The 16284-nt window shown below is 52.2% G+C and carries 16 protein-coding genes; 8 read left to right on the top strand and 8 right to left on the bottom strand.

Annotation, left to right across the window (positions count from 1 at the left end; genetic code table 11):
• Genes hisD through hisIE form a run of 7 tightly spaced genes read left to right on the top strand, consistent with a single transcriptional unit; the run spans position 1 to position 6117 of the window.
• Positions 1 to 1305, top strand: coding sequence for a histidinol dehydrogenase (gene hisD / locus AB8804_RS00080; protein ID WP_371181807.1), 1305 nt, complete (start codon positions 1 to 3; stop codon positions 1303 to 1305).
• A complete protein-coding gene (hisC, locus tag AB8804_RS00075; protein ID WP_371181805.1) occupies positions 1302 to 2363 on the top strand; it encodes a histidinol-phosphate transaminase in 1062 nt (353 codons plus the stop codon). Before hisD ends, hisC begins: the two co-directional genes overlap by 4 nt.
• Positions 2360 to 3427: a bifunctional histidinol-phosphatase/imidazoleglycerol-phosphate dehydratase HisB gene (hisB, locus tag AB8804_RS00070; RefSeq protein ID WP_371181803.1), complete on the top strand. Its 1068-nt coding sequence runs from the start codon at positions 2360 to 2362 to the stop codon at positions 3425 to 3427. Before hisC ends, hisB begins: the two co-directional genes overlap by 4 nt.
• Positions 3427 to 4017, top strand: coding sequence for an imidazole glycerol phosphate synthase subunit HisH (gene hisH, locus AB8804_RS00065; RefSeq protein WP_371181801.1), 591 nt, complete (start codon positions 3427 to 3429; stop codon positions 4015 to 4017). Before hisB ends, hisH begins: the two co-directional genes overlap by 1 nt.
• Positions 4017 to 4754: a 1-(5-phosphoribosyl)-5-[(5-phosphoribosylamino)methylideneamino]imidazole-4-carboxamide isomerase gene (gene hisA / locus AB8804_RS00060; protein WP_371181799.1), complete on the top strand. Its 738-nt coding sequence runs from the start codon at positions 4017 to 4019 to the stop codon at positions 4752 to 4754. The genes hisH and hisA overlap by 1 nt, the downstream gene beginning before the upstream one ends.
• Complete coding sequence (hisF, locus tag AB8804_RS00055) at positions 4736 to 5512, top strand: imidazole glycerol phosphate synthase subunit HisF (protein WP_371181797.1); 777 nt, start codon at positions 4736 to 4738, stop codon at positions 5510 to 5512. Before hisA ends, hisF begins: the two co-directional genes overlap by 19 nt.
• Positions 5506 to 6117 (top strand): bifunctional phosphoribosyl-AMP cyclohydrolase/phosphoribosyl-ATP diphosphatase HisIE, encoded by a 612-nt coding sequence (gene hisIE, locus AB8804_RS00050; RefSeq protein WP_371181795.1) that lies wholly within the window; start codon positions 5506 to 5508, stop codon positions 6115 to 6117. Before hisF ends, hisIE begins: the two co-directional genes overlap by 7 nt.
• Positions 6118 to 6156: 39 nt before the next feature.
• On the opposite strand, the gene wzzB is transcribed toward hisIE, so the two are convergent.
• Positions 6157 to 7137, bottom strand: coding sequence for an LPS O-antigen chain length determinant protein WzzB (gene wzzB / locus AB8804_RS00045; protein ID WP_371181793.1), 981 nt, complete (start codon positions 7135 to 7137; stop codon positions 6157 to 6159).
• Positions 7138 to 7324: 187 nt separating this feature from the next.
• On the opposite strand from wzzB, the gene AB8804_RS00040 reads away from it, so the two are divergent.
• Positions 7325 to 8329 (top strand): NAD-dependent epimerase, encoded by a 1005-nt coding sequence (locus AB8804_RS00040; protein ID WP_371181791.1) that lies wholly within the window; start codon positions 7325 to 7327, stop codon positions 8327 to 8329.
• Between the two features lie 52 nt (positions 8330 to 8381).
• On the opposite strand, the gene ugd is transcribed toward AB8804_RS00040, so the two are convergent.
• The 7 genes from ugd to AB8804_RS00005 all read right to left on the bottom strand — a co-directional run bounded on the left by ugd (position 8382) and on the right by AB8804_RS00005 (position 16202).
• Complete coding sequence (gene ugd, locus AB8804_RS00035; protein WP_371181789.1) at positions 8382 to 9548, bottom strand: UDP-glucose 6-dehydrogenase; 1167 nt, start codon at positions 9546 to 9548, stop codon at positions 8382 to 8384.
• A 249-nt stretch (positions 9549 to 9797) separates the two neighbouring features.
• On the bottom strand, positions 9798 to 10679 hold the full coding sequence (gene rfbA / locus AB8804_RS00030; protein WP_371181787.1) for a glucose-1-phosphate thymidylyltransferase RfbA: 882 nt from the start codon (positions 10677 to 10679) through the stop codon (positions 9798 to 9800).
• On the bottom strand, positions 10679 to 11764 hold the full coding sequence (rfbB, locus tag AB8804_RS00025) for a dTDP-glucose 4,6-dehydratase (RefSeq protein ID WP_371181785.1): 1086 nt from the start codon (positions 11762 to 11764) through the stop codon (positions 10679 to 10681). Before rfbB ends, rfbA begins: the two co-directional genes overlap by 1 nt.
• A gap of 91 nt (positions 11765 to 11855) precedes the next feature.
• Complete coding sequence (gndA, locus tag AB8804_RS00020) at positions 11856 to 13262, bottom strand: NADP-dependent phosphogluconate dehydrogenase (protein WP_371181783.1); 1407 nt, start codon at positions 13260 to 13262, stop codon at positions 11856 to 11858.
• Positions 13263 to 13413: 151 nt separating this feature from the next.
• Positions 13414 to 14220, bottom strand: coding sequence for a glycosyltransferase (locus AB8804_RS00015; RefSeq protein ID WP_371181781.1), 807 nt, complete (start codon positions 14218 to 14220; stop codon positions 13414 to 13416).
• A gap of 13 nt (positions 14221 to 14233) precedes the next feature.
• Positions 14234 to 15514 carry a polysaccharide biosynthesis C-terminal domain-containing protein gene (locus AB8804_RS00010; protein ID WP_371181778.1) on the bottom strand — a complete coding sequence of 427 codons (1281 nt, stop codon included), beginning with the start codon at positions 15512 to 15514 and terminating at the stop codon, positions 14234 to 14236.
• Positions 15507 to 16202: a glycosyltransferase gene (locus AB8804_RS00005; protein WP_371181777.1), complete on the bottom strand. Its 696-nt coding sequence runs from the start codon at positions 16200 to 16202 to the stop codon at positions 15507 to 15509. The genes AB8804_RS00010 and AB8804_RS00005 overlap by 8 nt, the downstream gene beginning before the upstream one ends.
• Positions 16203 to 16284: the final 82 nt, after the last annotated feature.

Below are 16284 nucleotides of genomic sequence, written 5' to 3'. Positions count from 1 at the left end.
ATGACCTTTAACACCCTCATCGACTGGAATAGCTGCACCGAAGAGCAGCAGCGTGAATTGCTGATGCGCCCGGCGATTTCAGCTTCGGAAAGCATCACCCGCACCGTTGCGGAAATTATGGAAAACGTTAAGCGCCGCGGCGACGACGCGCTGCGCGAGTACAGCGCAAAGTTTGATAAAACCGAGGTCGACGCGTTAAGGGTCACCGGGCAGGAAATGGCCGAAGCGGAAGGCCGCCTCGGCGACGAGATCAAGCGGGCGATGGCCGTGGCGGTTAAAAATATTGAGACCTTCCACACCGCGCAGCAGCTGCCTGCGGTTGACGTGGAGACGATGCCCGGCGTGCGCTGCCAGCAGGTCACGCGCCCGGTGGCTTCCGTCGGCCTTTATATTCCGGGCGGGTCGGCCCCGCTGTTCTCTACCGTATTAATGCTGGCGACCCCGGCGCGCATTGCCGGCTGCCAGAAAGTCGTGCTCTGCTCCCCGCCGCCGATTGCCGATGAGATCCTCTACGCGGCGAAGCTTTGCGGCGTGCAGGAAGTCTTCAAGGTCGGCGGCGCCCAGGCCATCTCCGCGCTGGCCTTCGGCACCGAATCCGTGCCGAAGGTGGATAAAATCTTCGGGCCGGGCAACGCCTTCGTCACCGAAGCGAAGCGCCAGGTCAGCCAGCGGCTGGACGGCGCGGCGATTGATATGCCCGCCGGGCCGTCCGAGGTGCTGGTGATTGCCGACAGCGGCGCTACGCCGGACTTCGTGGCCTCCGACCTGCTTTCACAGGCGGAGCACGGCCCGGACTCGCAGGTGATTCTGCTGACGCCGGACGCCGCTATGGCGAAACGCGTGGGCGAGGCGGTCGAGCGCCAGCTGGCAGACTTACCCCGCGCCGACACGGCGCGCCAGGCGCTCTCCGCCAGCCGCCTGATCGTGACCCGCGACCTGGAGCAGTGCGTTGCCATCTCTAATCAGTACGGCCCTGAACACCTGATCATTCAGACCCGCCGCGCGCGGGATCTGGTTGAGCGCATCACCAGCGCGGGCTCGGTGTTCCTCGGCGACTGGTCGCCGGAGTCCGCGGGGGATTACGCCTCCGGCACAAACCACGTGCTGCCGACCTACGGCTACACCGCCACCTGTTCCAGCCTGGGGCTGGCGGATTTCCAGAAGCGCATGACCGTGCAGGAGCTTTCCCGCGAAGGCTTTGCCTCGCTTGCCGCCACTATTGAAACGCTGGCCGCCGCCGAGCGCCTGACCGCCCACAAAAACGCCGTGACGCTGCGCGTCGCCGCCCTGAAGGAGCAAGCATGAACATTGAAGAATTAGCCCGCGAAAACGTTCGTCGACTGACTCCGTATCAGTCTGCTCGCCGTCTCGGCGGCAGCGGCGACGTCTGGCTGAACGCCAACGAATACCCCACCGCGGTGCAGTTTGAACTTTCGCAGCAGACGCTGAACCGCTATCCGGAGTGTCAGCCGAAAGCGGTGATCGAAAACTATGCGCAGTATGCGGGCGTGAAGCCGGAGCAGGTGCTGGTGAGCCGCGGCGCGGATGAAGGCATCGAGCTGCTGATCCGCGCGTTCTGCGAGCCGGGCAAAGACGCGGTGATGTACTGCCAGCCGACCTACGGCATGTACAGCGTCAGCGCGGAAACCTTTGGCGTTGCCTGCCGTAACGTGCAGGCGCTGGACGACTGGCAGCTGGATTTACAGGGCATTGCCGACAGCCTTGACGGCGTGAAGGTTGTTTTCGTCTGCAGCCCCAACAACCCGACCGGGCAAATTATCAACCCGCAGGATATCCGCACGCTGCTGGAGATGACGCGCGGCAAGGCGCTGGTGGTTGCCGACGAGGCCTATATCGAATTTTGCCCTCAGGCCACGCTCTCAGGCTGGCTTGAGGAGTATCCGCACCTGGTGATTTTACGCACGCTGTCAAAAGCCTTCGCGCTCGCTGGCCTGCGCTGCGGCTTTACGCTGGCGAATAAAGAGGTTATCGACCTGCTGCTGAAGGTGATCGCCCCCTACCCGCTCTCAACGCCGGTTGCGGACATTGCGGCGCAGGCGCTCGCGCCTCAGGGGATCAACGCAATGCGCGAGCGCGTGGCGAGCATTCTGCAGGAACGCCAGTACCTGGTCACCGCGCTGAAGGCGATTCCCTGCGTGGAGCAGGTGTTTGATTCTGAGACTAACTACATCCTGGCGCGCTTTACGGCCTCCAGCGCCGTATTTAAATCTTTGTGGGATCAGGGCATTATCTTACGAGACCAGAATAAACAACCATCCTTAAGCGGCTGCCTGCGCATTACCGTAGGCACGCGCGAAGAGAGCCAGCGCGTGATTGACGCCCTGAAAGCGGAGAAAGTATGAGCCAGAAGTACCTCTTTATCGATCGTGACGGCACGATTATTTCGGAGCCACCCAGCGATTTTCAGGTCGATCGCTTCGACAAGCTGGCGTTTGAAGCGGACGCGATCCCGGTATTGCTGAAGCTGCAGAAAGCGGGCTTTAAGCTGGTGATGATCACCAACCAGGACGGCCTCGGCACGGCGAGCTTCCCGCAGGCGGACTTTGACGGTCCGCACAACCTGATGATGCAGATCCTCACCTCGCAGGGCGTGAAGTTTGACGAGGTGCTGATTTGCCCGCACCTGCCGGCCGACGAGTGCGACTGCCGCAAGCCGAAGGTGAAGCTCGTTGAGCGCTATCTTGCCGACGAGGCGCTGGATAAAGCCAACAGCTACGTCATCGGCGACCGCGCCACCGACATGACGCTCGCGCAAAATATGGGGATTACGGGCCTGCGCTACGGCACCGACGATCTGAACTGGGCGAAAATCGGCGAGCAGCTCACCAGGCGCGACCGCTACTCCCACGTGGAGCGCAACACCAAAGAGACCCAGATTGACGTGAAGGTCTGGCTGGACCGCGAAGGCGGCAGCAAGATCCACACCGGCGTGGGCTTCTTCGACCACATGCTGGACCAAATCGCCACCCACGGCGGCTTCCGCATGGAGATTACGGTCAAAGGCGATCTCTACATTGACGACCACCACACCGTGGAAGATACCGGCCTGGCGCTGGGCGAGGCCCTCAAGCTGGCGCTCGGCGACAAGCGCGGCATCAACCGTTTTGGCTTCGTACTGCCGATGGACGAATGCCTGGCGCGCTGCGCAATGGATATCTCCGGACGTCCGCACCTGGAATATAAAGCCGATTTCACCTACCAGCGCGTGGGCGATCTCAGCACCGAAATGGTGGAGCACTTCTTCCGCTCGCTGACCTATACCATGGGCCTGACGCTGCACCTGAAAACCAAAGGCAAGAACGATCACCACCGCGTGGAGAGCCTGTTTAAAGCCTTTGGCCGCACTCTGCGCCAGGCGATCCGCGTGGAAGGCGACGCCCTGCCCTCGTCAAAAGGAGTGCTGTGATGAACGTGGTGATTCTGGATACCGGATGCGCCAACCTCAACTCGGTGAAATCGGCCATTGCCCGCCACGGCTACGAGCCCGCGGTGAGCCGCGACCCGGACGTGGTGCTGCGCGCGGATAAGCTGTTCCTGCCGGGCGTGGGCACGGCCCAGGCGGCGATGGATCAGATCCGCGAGCGCGAGCTGGTCGATTTGATCAAAGCCTGCACCCAGCCGGTGCTGGGGATTTGCCTCGGCATGCAGCTGCTCGGCCGCCGCAGCGAAGAGTCTAACGGCGTCGAGCTGCTCGGCATTATCGAAGAGGACGTGCCGAAAATGACCGACCACGGCCTGCCGCTGCCGCACATGGGCTGGAACCGTGTCTACCCGAAGGCGGGCGACCGCCTGTTTCGCGGCATTGAGGACGGCAGCTATTTTTACTTTGTGCACAGCTACGCCATGCCGGTTAACGCGTGCACCATCGCCCAGTGCAGTTACGGCGAAGCGTTCACCGCGGCGGTACAGAAGGACAACTTCTTCGGCGTGCAGTTTCACCCGGAACGCTCCGGCGCCGCGGGCGCACAGCTGCTCAAAAACTTCCTGGAGATGTGATGATTATTCCCGCACTGGACTTAATTGACGGCACGGTTGTTCGTCTCCATCAGGGCGATTACGGCCAGCAGCGCGACTACGGCAATGACCCGCTGCCGCGCCTGCAGGACTACGCGGCTCAGGGCGCGGACGTTCTGCACCTGGTCGACCTCACGGGGGCAAAAGATCCGGCGAAGCGCCAGATCCCGCTGCTGAAAAAACTGGTTGCCGGCGTGGATGTTCCCGTCCAGGTTGGCGGCGGCGTTCGTACGGAAGAGGACGTTGCGGCCCTGCTGGACGCGGGCGTGGCGCGCGTGGTGGTGGGCTCCACCGCCGTCAAAAATCCTGACACGGTAAAAGGCTGGTTCCGCCGCTTTGGCGCAGACGCGCTGGTGCTGGCGCTGGACGTGCGCATCGACGAGCAGGGCAACAAGCAGGTTGCCGTCAGCGGCTGGCAGGAAAACTCCGGCGTAACCCTTGAGGAGTTGGTCGAGATTTATCTGCCGGTTGGCCTGAAGCACGTGCTGTGCACCGATATTTCGCGCGACGGGACGCTGGCCGGGTCGAACGTCTCTTTATATGAAGAAGTGTGCGCGCGCTATCCGCAGGTGGCGTTTCAGTCGTCTGGCGGCATCGGCGGGCTGGCCGATATTTCCGCCCTGCGCGGAACCGGCGTGCGCGGCGTGATTGTCGGGCGCGCTTTACTCGAAGAAAAATTTACGGTGACGGAGGCGATTCAATGCTGGCAAAACGGATAATTCCCTGCCTGGACGTGCGTGACGGTCAGGTGGTGAAAGGCGTGCAGTTCCGCAACCATGAGATCATCGGCGACATCGTCCCGCTGGCAAAGCGCTACGCCGATGAGGGTGCAGACGAGCTGGTATTTTACGATATCACCGCCTCCAGCGACGGGCGCGTGGTGGATAAAAGCTGGGTGGCGCGCGTCGCGGAGGTGATTGATATTCCCTTCTGCGTAGCGGGCGGGATCAAATCCGCCGAAGACGCGGCCAAAATACTGACCTTTGGCGCTGACAAAATTTCCATCAACTCACCTGCCCTCGCCGACCCGGAGCTGATTACCCGGCTCGCGGATCGCTTCGGCGTGCAGTGCATCGTGGTCGGCATTGATACCTGGTTCGACGACGCAACGGGTAAATACCACGTTAATCAGTATACCGGCGATGAGAGCCGTACCCGCGTCACCCAGTGGGAGACGCTGGACTGGGTAAAAGAAGTGCAGAAGCGCGGCGCGGGCGAAATCGTGCTGAACATGATGAACCAGGACGGCGTGCGTAACGGCTACGACCTTGAGCAGTTGAAGAAAGTGCGCGCGGTATGCAACGTGCCGCTGATTGCTTCCGGCGGTGCGGGCACGATGGAACACTTCCTTGAGGCCTTCCGGGATGCGAACGTTGACGGCGCGCTGGCGGCCTCCGTGTTCCACAAGCAGATAATCAATATTGGTGAGTTAAAAACGTTCCTGGCCGACCAGGGCGTGGAGATCAGGGTATGTTAACAGAGCAACAACGGGCGCAGCTGGACTGGGAAAAAACGGACGGATTACTGCCGGTGGTGGTACAGCACGCCGTTTCCGGCGAAGTGCTGATGGTGGGTTATATGAACCAGGACGCGCTGGCGAAAACCCTCGATAGCGGCAGAGTGACCTTCTTCTCGCGCACAAAGCAGCGCCTGTGGACGAAAGGCGAAACCTCGGGCCATTTCCTCAACGCGGTCAGCATTATGCCAGACTGCGATAACGATACGCTGCTGGTGCTGGCTAACCCTATTGGCCCAACCTGCCATAAAGGCACCAGCAGCTGCTTCGGCGAAGCGGGGCACCAGTGGCTGTTCCTGTATCAGCTGGAACAGCTGCTCGCCGAACGTAAAACGGCCGATCCTGCCAGCTCATATACGGCAAAGCTTTACGCCAGCGGTACCAAGCGTATCGCGCAGAAAGTGGGTGAGGAAGGCGTCGAAACCGCGCTGGCCGCCACCGTGCACGACCGGGAAGAGCTGACGAATGAAGCATCCGACTTGATGTACCACCTGCTGGTGCTGCTGCAGGATCAGGAGCTGGACCTGACGGCGGTAATTGAGAATTTGCGAAAACGTCACCAATAAAAAAGGCCGGGGAAACCCGGCCCTTTTTTTATCTGCGCATTACGCCTTTGGCGTGTAGTTGCGCAAAGCGTTACGCCCCAGAATGACGCCGGAACCGATAATCCCGCCCAGCAGCGCGGCCAGGATCAGCGTAATCGCCTTTTTCGGGCTGTCGCGACGGACGGGCAGATCGGGCTTCATCACGTAGCGATAAACGTGAAGCGTACCGGGCTCAACGTCTAAATTCTGAATATCCAGCAGAGACTGTTTGGTCTGGTAATAGGCCGGGGAGAAGACCAGCGGTCGCGACGATTCATTATCTACCATCGACTTCAGCGCTTCGCTTCCCAGGAGGAACATCGTTTCCTGCGTCACATCCTGCGTCTGCTGGAGGCGCGGAGACGTAATTTTCGCGGCTTTAGCATTCTTAAGCGCTTCGCTGATTTGCTTGATACGCAGATCTTTCTGCTCCTGCGCCACTTTCTCCTGGTTTTCCAGAGAGTCGTTCAGGGTGGCGATCTGCTGCTTGATGTTGTCCTTCAGGTCAATGGTCAGCTCTTTCGCCGTTTGTTCATCAATCTGCTGAATATACTGCGCGAGCTGCTTCTGCGCCGCTTCAGCGGACTCGCCGGTATAGGAAACGTTTAGCGGCAGGGGCTGCCCCTTGACCGCAGGCTCAATCACCAGCTTTTCTGGAATGTCCTGGTTTTCTAACGCCTGCGATAACGCCGAGAACGACGCGTTAAAACGACCTATAACGCGGGTCTGAATGTCCAGCATGCCGGGCGCAGCGCTACCGTACAAAATATTCAGCGCATTGCTGTAAGTTGCAACCTGCGCAGCATCCGGCTGGGCGACGATCGCCGTTGAGGTCCACTTCTCTTTGGCGGTCGTGATGTAGACGACCGCAAGAACAATAAACACGGCGACAAATGCGCAAATTACCCACTTCCCACGCCACAGCTGCAGCACTAAATCAAGTAAATCAATTTGCTCCGGGTCATTGCTTCGCATGACCGGGCTATTGTTGTTCTGCGTCATACAATCCTTAACGGCAAAAAAAGCGCAAAAAAATTTTATCTGCACAGTTTATCGTTTACTGGGGATTTTTCTATAAGAATCCGATTAGTTATATCGTAAAGATGAGTTAGGCAACCTTTGCGTGTCGCGCTATCATAGACGCAGTCTGGTGCGTAAAGGCACCCGTAAGAATTGGATAAGGATCGATATGAAATTTTTGGTTACAGGTGCAGCGGGTTTTATCGGCTCCCACGTCTGCAAGCGTCTTCTTGACGCCGGACACAACGTTATCGGTATTGATAATCTGAATGATTATTATGATGTTAACCTGAAGCTTGCCCGTCTGGATCTGCTCAAATCCGATAATTTCATCTTCCATAAGCTTGACCTGGCCGATCGCGAGGGAATGGCCTCACTCTTCGCTGACGAGAAATTTGACCGGGTGATCCATCTGGCCGCGCAGGCGGGCGTTCGCTACTCGCTGGAAAATCCGCATGCCTATGCCGACGCCAACCTGGTGGGCCATCTCAACGTGCTGGAAGGCTGCCGTCACAACAAGGTTCAGCACCTGCTGTATGCCTCTTCCAGTTCCGTCTACGGTCTTAACCGCAAGATGCCGTTCTCAACGGATGACTCCGTTGACCATCCGGTTTCGCTGTATGCGGCGACTAAAAAGGCCAACGAGCTGATGTCGCACACCTACTCGCACCTCTACAACCTGCCGACCACCGGCCTGCGCTTCTTTACCGTGTACGGCCCGTGGGGACGCCCGGACATGGCGCTCTTCAAGTTCACTAAAGCGATGATTGAAGGCAAGAGCATCGACGTCTACAACTACGGCAAGATGAAGCGCGACTTCACTTATATCGACGATATCGCGGAAGCCATTATCCGCCTGCAGGATGTGATCCCACAGGCTGACGCTAACTGGACCGTTGAAACCGGCTCACCTGCCACCAGCTCCGCGCCGTACCGCGTGTATAACGTCGGCAACAGCTCGCCTGTGGAGCTGATGGATTACATCACCGCCCTGGAAGAGGCGCTTGGCAAAAAGGCCGAGAAAAATATGATGCCGGTTCAACCGGGTGACGTGCTGGAAACCAGTGCAGATACCGCTGCGCTTTACGAGGTCATCGGGTTTAAACCACAGACCTCCGTCAAGGATGGGGTGAAGAACTTCGTGGACTGGTATCGAGACTTCTACAAGGTATAAAACAAAAAACCCGGCACATAAGCCGGGTTTTTTATGGTCTTAATACTGCGTATCAATCGCTGCCGAAGAGATCGCGGGTGTACACTTTGTCCGCCACGTCTGCCAGCTCTTCCGCCATGCGGTTAGAGATGATTACATCCGCTTCTTTTTTGAACGCATCCAGGTCGCGGATCACGCGGGAGTGGAAGAACTCATCTTCCTGCATCGCCGGTTCAAAAATAATGACCTGCACGCCCTTCGCCTTAATACGCTTCATGATCCCCTGAATGGAAGAGGCGCGGAAGTTATCCGAACCGCTCTTCATGATCAGACGATACACGCCGACGACCTTCGGCTGACGCGCCAGAATCGAGTCGGAGATAAAATCTTTACGCGTGCGGTTGGCATCAACAATCGCAGAGATCAGGTTGTTTGGCACCGCCTGATAGTTGGCCAGCAGCTGCTTGGTGTCTTTTGGCAGACAGTAGCCACCGTAGCCGAATGAGGGGTTGTTATAGTGGTTGCCGATGCGCGGGTCGAGGCAGACGCCTTCGATGATCTGACGCGTGTTCAGGCCCAGGCTCTCCGCATAGCTGTCCAGCTCGTTGAAGTACGCCACGCGCATTGCCAGATAGGTGTTGGCGAAAAGCTTAATTGCCTCGGCTTCGGTCGAGTCCGTAAACAGCACGGAAATATCCTGCTTGATAGCGCCTTCCTGGAGCAGCGCGGCAAAACGCTCGGCGCGCTCAGAGCGTTCACCAATCACGATACGGGAAGGGTGCAGGTTATCGTATAACGCCCTGCCCTCGCGCAGAAATTCCGGCGAGAAGAAGACATTATCAATACCCAGCTCTTCTTTGATGGATTTGGTGAAGCCGACGGGGATCGTAGACTTGATCACCATCACCGCCTTTGGATTGATCGCCACCACGTCTTTGATCACCGCTTCAACGGTCGAGGTATTGAAGTAGTTGGTTTTCGGGTCGTAGTCCGTCGGCGTAGCGATGATGACGTAGTCCGCATCGCGGTAGGCATCTTCTTTATCGGTGGTTGCGCGGAAATTCAGCGGCTTGTTCGAAAGATAATCCTGAATCTCTTTGTCAATAATCGGGGATTGCTTCTGATTGAGCATATCCACTTTCGACTGCACGATATCCAGCGCAACCACTTCATGGTTCTGCGCAATCAGGATGCCGTTTGATAGGCCAACGTAGCCGGTTCCGGAGATGGTTATTTTCATTCGTTCACTTCTTAAAGTTTGAGTGTCTGGTGCTCATTACTGAGTCACCTAAATGATAGCTGCGGATTTTTTATCGCTAATACGGATTGGGTGTCAAGGTGAATGCCCCGAGGGGATCAATGATTATCCCGTAAAAGATAAGCGTGACAGAATGGTAAATCATTACGGAAAACACGGCAGAGCGGGCTCTCAGCACGCAATTCACAAAAAATAGTAAAGCCAAAATTACCCGCACCATCGAAAATCAAATCAGACTAATCCCTTGGTCAGGTTTAATAAGTATTGACCATATCCCGTCTTGCTCAGCGGTTCTGCCAGTTTACGAAGCTGCTCCGCATCAATAAAGCCTCTGCGGTATGCAATCTCTTCAGGACAAGAGACTTTTAAGCCCTGGCGCTCTTCGATGGTAGCAATAAAATTGCTCGCCTCAATCATGCTCTGGTGGGTGCCGGTATCAAGCCACGCATAGCCGCGCCTCATCATGGCGACGGACAATCGGCCCTGCTGCATATACAGGCGGTTTATATCGGTAATTTCCAGCTCTCCGCGTTCTGACGGCCGCAGGCTTTTCGCCATCTCGATCACGTCGTTATCGTAAAAATAGAGGCCGGTAATGGCGTAGTTGCTTTTGGGCTGCTTCGGTTTCTCTTCAAGCCCAATCGCCGTGCCTTCTTTATCAAACTCAACGACGCCGTAGCGTTCAGGATCGCTCACGTGGTAAGCGAAAACCGTCGCGCCCTCTTCCTGACAGGCCGCGCCCTCAAGCAGCCTCGGCAAGTCGTGTCCGTAGAAAATGTTATCGCCAAGCACCAGGGCGCAGTTGTCCTCACCGATGAACTCTTCCCCGAGAATAAAGGCCTGTGCCAGTCCGTCAGGACTTGGCTGCACTTTATACTGCAGGCGCAGCCCCCACTGGCTGCCGTCGCCAAGCAGCTGCTCAAAACGAGGGGTGTCCTGCGGCGTGCTGATGATCAGGATATCCCTAATACCCGCAAGCATTAGGGTAGAGAGCGGATAATATATCATCGGCTTATCATAGATTGGCAGCAGCTGTTTGCTGACCGCCATCGTGACGGGGTAGAGCCGCGTTCCTGAGCCACCGGCCAGTATAATCCCCTTACGTTTGGTCATTATTTACGCTCCCCATAATTCTGCTCAATCCAACTTTTATACGCGCCACTTTTAACGTTCGAGACCCACGTCGAATTATTCAAATACCACTCAACGGTTTTACGTATTCCACTCTCGAAGGTCTCCTGCGGCGTCCAGCCCAATTCACTGCTGATCTTGTGGGAGTCTATTGCATAGCGGCGGTCGTGCCCCGGGCGGTCGGCTACATAGGTGATTTGTTCACGATAGGTGCCGACTTTAGGTACGATCTCATCAAGCAGATCGCAAATGGTGTGAACAACTTCAAGGTTCTTTTTCTCGTTATACCCGCCGATATTATAGGTTTCGCCCACCCGGCCCGTCGTTAATACGGTATAAAGCGCGCGGGCATGATCTTCCACATAAAGCCAGTCACGGATCTGGTCTCCCTTGCCGTATATAGGCAGCGGCTTATTTTCAAGCGCATTTAAGATGACAAGCGGAATAAGCTTTTCAGGGAAGTGGTAAGGGCCATAGTTATTCGAACAGTTGGTCACAATACCCGGTAGCCCATATGTGCGAATCCAGGCGCGCACTAAATGGTCGCTAGACGCTTTTGACGCTGAATACGGGCTGCTTGGCGCATATGCCGTTTGTTCCGTAAAGAGCGGTAGCGCGTCCAATCCATTTGATTCGTCTGGATGCGGTAAATCCCCATAAACTTCATCAGTTGAAATATGATGGAAACGAAACGCCGCTTTAGCAACATCATCCAGCGCAGACCAGTACGCACGGCTGGTCTCCAGCAGAACATAGGTGCCAACAATATTGGTTTCAATAAACGCTGCGGGGCCGGTAATTGAACGATCGACATGACTTTCTGCTGCAAGATGCATTACCGCGTCCGGCTGATGGACCGCGAAAATGCGCTCCATTGCGGCTTTATCGCAGATATCGGCGTGTTCAAAAACATAGCGTTCGCTGGTGCTCACTTCACTCAGGGATTCCAGATTACCGGCATAGGTCAATTTATCAACGTTAACAACGCTATCCTGAGTATTGCTAATTATATGTCGTATAACCGCGGAGCCAATAAAACCGGCACCGCCAGTAACAAGAATTTTCACGCAGTCTATTCCGTTAAAGTGAGTTGAGTGGAGTTTACAAGATAAAAAAGCCCGGTATCGCTACCGGGCTTAGTGGAATGGCAGAATCAGATTAATCCAGCCATTCGGTATGGAACACGCCTTCTTTATCAGTACGCTTGTAAGTATGCGCACCGAAGTAGTCGCGCTGCGCCTGAATCAGGTTGGCAGGCAGCACGGCAGCGCGATAGCTGTCGTAGTACGCCACGGCTGCGGAGAAGGTCGGCACCGGGATACCGTTCTGCACGGCGTAGGCAACCACATCACGCAGGGCTTGCTGGTACTCGTCAGCGATTTTCTTGAAGTACGGTGCCAGCAGCAGGTTTGCGATACCGGCATTTTCAGCATAGGCGTCGGTGATTTTCTGCAGGAACTGAGCGCGGATGATACAGCCAGCGCGGAAGATCTTCGCGATTTCGCCGTAGTTCAGATCCCAGTTGTTTTCGTCTGATGCGGCACGCAGCTGGGAGAAGCCCTGCGCATAAGAGACGATTTTACCCAGATACAGTGCGCGGCGGACTTTCTCTACGAACTCGGCTTTCTCGCCCGCTGGCTTCGCCTGCGGACCAGAGAGAACTTTAGATGCCGCAACGCGCTGCTCTTTCAGGGAAGAGATGTAGCGAGCGAATACGGATTCGGTGATCAGAGACAGCGGTTCCCCCAGGTCCAGAGAGCTCTGGCTGGTCCATTTACCGGTACCTTTGTTCGCCGCTTCGTCCAGAATCACATCAACCAGATACTTACCGTCTTCGTCTTTCTTGGTGAAGATGTCTTTGGTGATATCGATCAGGTAGCTGTTCAGCTCGCCTTTGTTCCACTCGGTGAAGGTTTCGGCCAGCTCTTCGTTGGAGAGGTTCAGACCGCCTTTCAGCAGGGAGTACGCTTCAGCGATAAGCTGCATATCGCCGTATTCGATACCGTTGTGGACCATCTTCACGTAATGGCCAGCACCGTCAGCGCCGATATAGGTCACACATGGCTCACCGTCTTCAGCCACGGCTGCAATTTTGGTCAGAATTGGCGCGACCAGCTCATACGCTTCTTTCTGCCCGCCAGGCATGATGGATGGACCCTTCAGAGCGCCCTCTTCACCACCGGATACGCCGGTACCGATGAAGTTCAAGCCCTCAGCAGACAGTTCACGGTTACGACGAATGGTGTCCTGGAAGAAGGTATTGCCACCATCGATGATGATGTCGCCTTTATCAAGGTAAGGCTTCAGGGAGTCGATAGCAGCATCAGTGCCTGCGCCCGCTTTCACCATTAACAGGATACGGCGTGGAGTTTCCAGGGACTCAACGAACTCTTTAACCGTATAAAAAGGAACCAGCTTCTTGCCCGGATTCTCGGCAATCACTTCTTCAGTTTTTTCACGGGAGCGGTTGAAAACGGAGACGGTATAACCGCGGCTTTCGATGTTGAGCGCCAGGTTGCGCCCCATCACTGCCATACCGACAACGCCGATCTGTTGCTTGGACATTACATACTCCTGTCAGGTGTGGTCGCCGCGACTGTGCGCGGCTTGAAATGTATGAATGATGTTAACTCATGATCATTGCGATGAATAGCAAATCGAAGTTAACCGGCCACATAATGATAAAAGTGTATTAAAATCAATCAATGATGAAAAATTATTTTCTCAGGATCTTATAGATTGAGTTCAGTAAAAATACTGGCATTAGTCTGGGTATAATTCTAATAAAAGCACAAGATAAAGTACCGAAGAAACCATCTATCTTAAGATCATACTTAAGTTTGGCAAGCTTAACCTCACTGCGAATATACTTTAATCCTTTCCTTCTAATTAACATGCTATTACCTGCTCTGACATTTACAAGTACTTCTTTTAGGTTGTGAGTCTCAACACCAGAAGCAATCATACGCAACCAAAGATTATAATCTTCCATCAGATGATGATGTTGATATCCCCCTACTCTCTCAACTGCTGTTTTGTTAAACGCAACAGCCATGTGGTTAAAAGGGTTTCTTTTTTTTGCATAATCTTTTATTTCGCCATGATCACTATTAGAAAACCGAATCCCCCCTGGGATACTCATGTTTTCGTCAAACTCTCTTATAGCTCCTCCAAGCAATCCAATATTAGGATGCAATTTTAAATAATTAATTTGTTTGGAGAAGCGTTCCTGAGTACAAACATCATCTGTATCCATTCTCAGAATGGTTTCATAATTACAAAATTTTAAACCATGATTTAAAGCAGAACCCAAACCAACATTGTTGCTTAATGGAACGATATCAATAGGTAATCGTTTTGAAAAGTCATTAACCACTGCTTCGAGGTCGCTACCGATAGGGCCGTCATAAACGATAACGATTTGTTCAGGTAAAAGAGTATTATTTGCGATGCTATCTAGACACTCAGAAAGAAAAGAGGGTTTTTCCTTGTTATATAATGAAAGTAATACTGAAAATTTCATTTACCATCCTAATTTAATGTTTTGATTTAAACATCCAAAAACCCGCTCTTTTTCTAATCGATAATACATCCAAAATATTTACCATTATCGCTGAAAGCGCGGCGGCAATAGCAGCACCTATAGCGGAATAAAATGGAATCAGTATCAAAGAAAGGCCTAAAGCAAGTATAGTGCCAATAATAACGTTACGCTTGTGTTCTTTTTCGCCATCGATAAACATTAAGACTATGTCACATGCACCGGTAAAACAATTTACAATCTGAGAAATGATGAGAATTATAAGAACCATGGAAAACTGAACAAAATCAGGCCCAAAAACAGAAAGAATTTCTTTTGAAAATACAATCAAAAGAATCCCTACAGGAAGTCCTAAAGATGCCGAAAAAACAAATGATTGATAAGCATGCTTTTGCACCGAATGACAGTCACGAACAGAGTATGCACGTGATACTTGACTTGAAACGACACCACTAACTGCAAGTACAAAAAAACCTAGCAATGTAGAAATTCGTTGCGAAACAATGAAACCTGCAATATCAGATTTTGTGGCAAACAAACTAATAATAATCTGAGAGCCATACATTGTTGCTAACTGGAGAAATTGAATGCGAAACAATTGCTTGCACGAATGATCAAAATCATCTGGTTTAAATATGCTTCTTGAGTGACCAAATTTTCTTTTGTGGTTGAAGTAAAAAAATGATGCAGCCAATACTGCCGCTATCATAATGATAATTATTTGTTTATATAAAGATATATTTTTGATATCTAATGATGTGCGATAAAATAAGAAGTATGAAGTTGCGATAAAAATAAAAGCTAAAAAGTTGAAGACTGTTCGTTGGGTGAGAATCATCATCAGAATATTACCAACCCCTTGATACAGGTATGAAATAACATTCATATAAACAAAGCAGATTCCCGAAATCATTAAAGCGACTACAATTATAGAAGCATCGTAGTAAGCCACTGCCTCATAAAATACATAAATAGCAAGCAACGGGAAAACCAAAAAATACAGTTTTAAACTTTTTGTGAAAACATAATTAAAAAGACCATTTATGTTTACTTTATTCTCTAAATTAATTCTAGCAACGGCCTTTGCTATTCCAATTTCGGTGCCTTGCGATGAAATGGTTACAATTATAGTAAGTAATGTAATATAAAAGAATATTGTCCCGGCATTTTCTGCACCATAATAACGAGCAACAATCCAGCTGAACAAAAATGATGAAATTATAGTCATCATTCTGAGAGCGAGAGAGAAGAAAGAATTTAAATATTTCTTAATCATAATTCTCAGCCAACTCCTCCCATTGTTTTGCAATAACATTCTCTTCAAATCTTTCAAGACCAGATTTTATCGCAACCTCGTCACTAGTATAAGAATGAGAAATAACTTTAGATGCTTTATGGGCTAATTCGTTTATTACTATCTGATCCGAACAATCAGAATTTATCTTGACTAAGTTTTCTTCCCCCCAGCCACACAATATTTCAGCAGGCCCGGTTGGGCAATCTGTGCTAACTACAGGAACACCAAGAATCAATGATTCAATAAGAACTGTTGGCAACCCTTCTGAGTCAGAAGTAAGCATCAGCAATTTCGCTTTACTAATATAATAATAGGGGTTTGGCTGGAAACCAAGAAAAATGACATTATTTTCCATACCAAGTTTTTTGACATCATCATCAAGCTTCAGACGAAGCTCTCCATCACCAAGGATTATTAATTTTAGTTCAGGATCATTCTTTATAATTTTCTTAAAAGCATATATAGTTCTATCAACCCTTTTTCTAGATGTCAAAGTCGAAACAGTAATTATATATTTTCCTGGTAAAGAAATCGAGCCAGAATAATTTGAGTCTGCCTTTTCTTTAAGCTCATTAAAATCGAAAGGATTATATATTGTTTTAATGGTGTTTTTTTCAAAACCTCTAATATCTCTCAACTCTCGAGCTATATCTTGTGAGAATGTCAAAATATTAGATTTTTATAAAATTTTACTAAAAGGCATTAAATTATTAAATTCTGGACGACTAAAAACTTCTCTATGGCTATTG

This window comes from Enterobacter sp. KBR-315C3_2022 (genome assembly GCF_041399425.1).
Classification (GTDB): Bacteria; Pseudomonadota; Gammaproteobacteria; order Enterobacterales; family Enterobacteriaceae; genus Enterobacter.
This window is presented reverse-complemented; position numbering and strand designations above follow the sequence as displayed.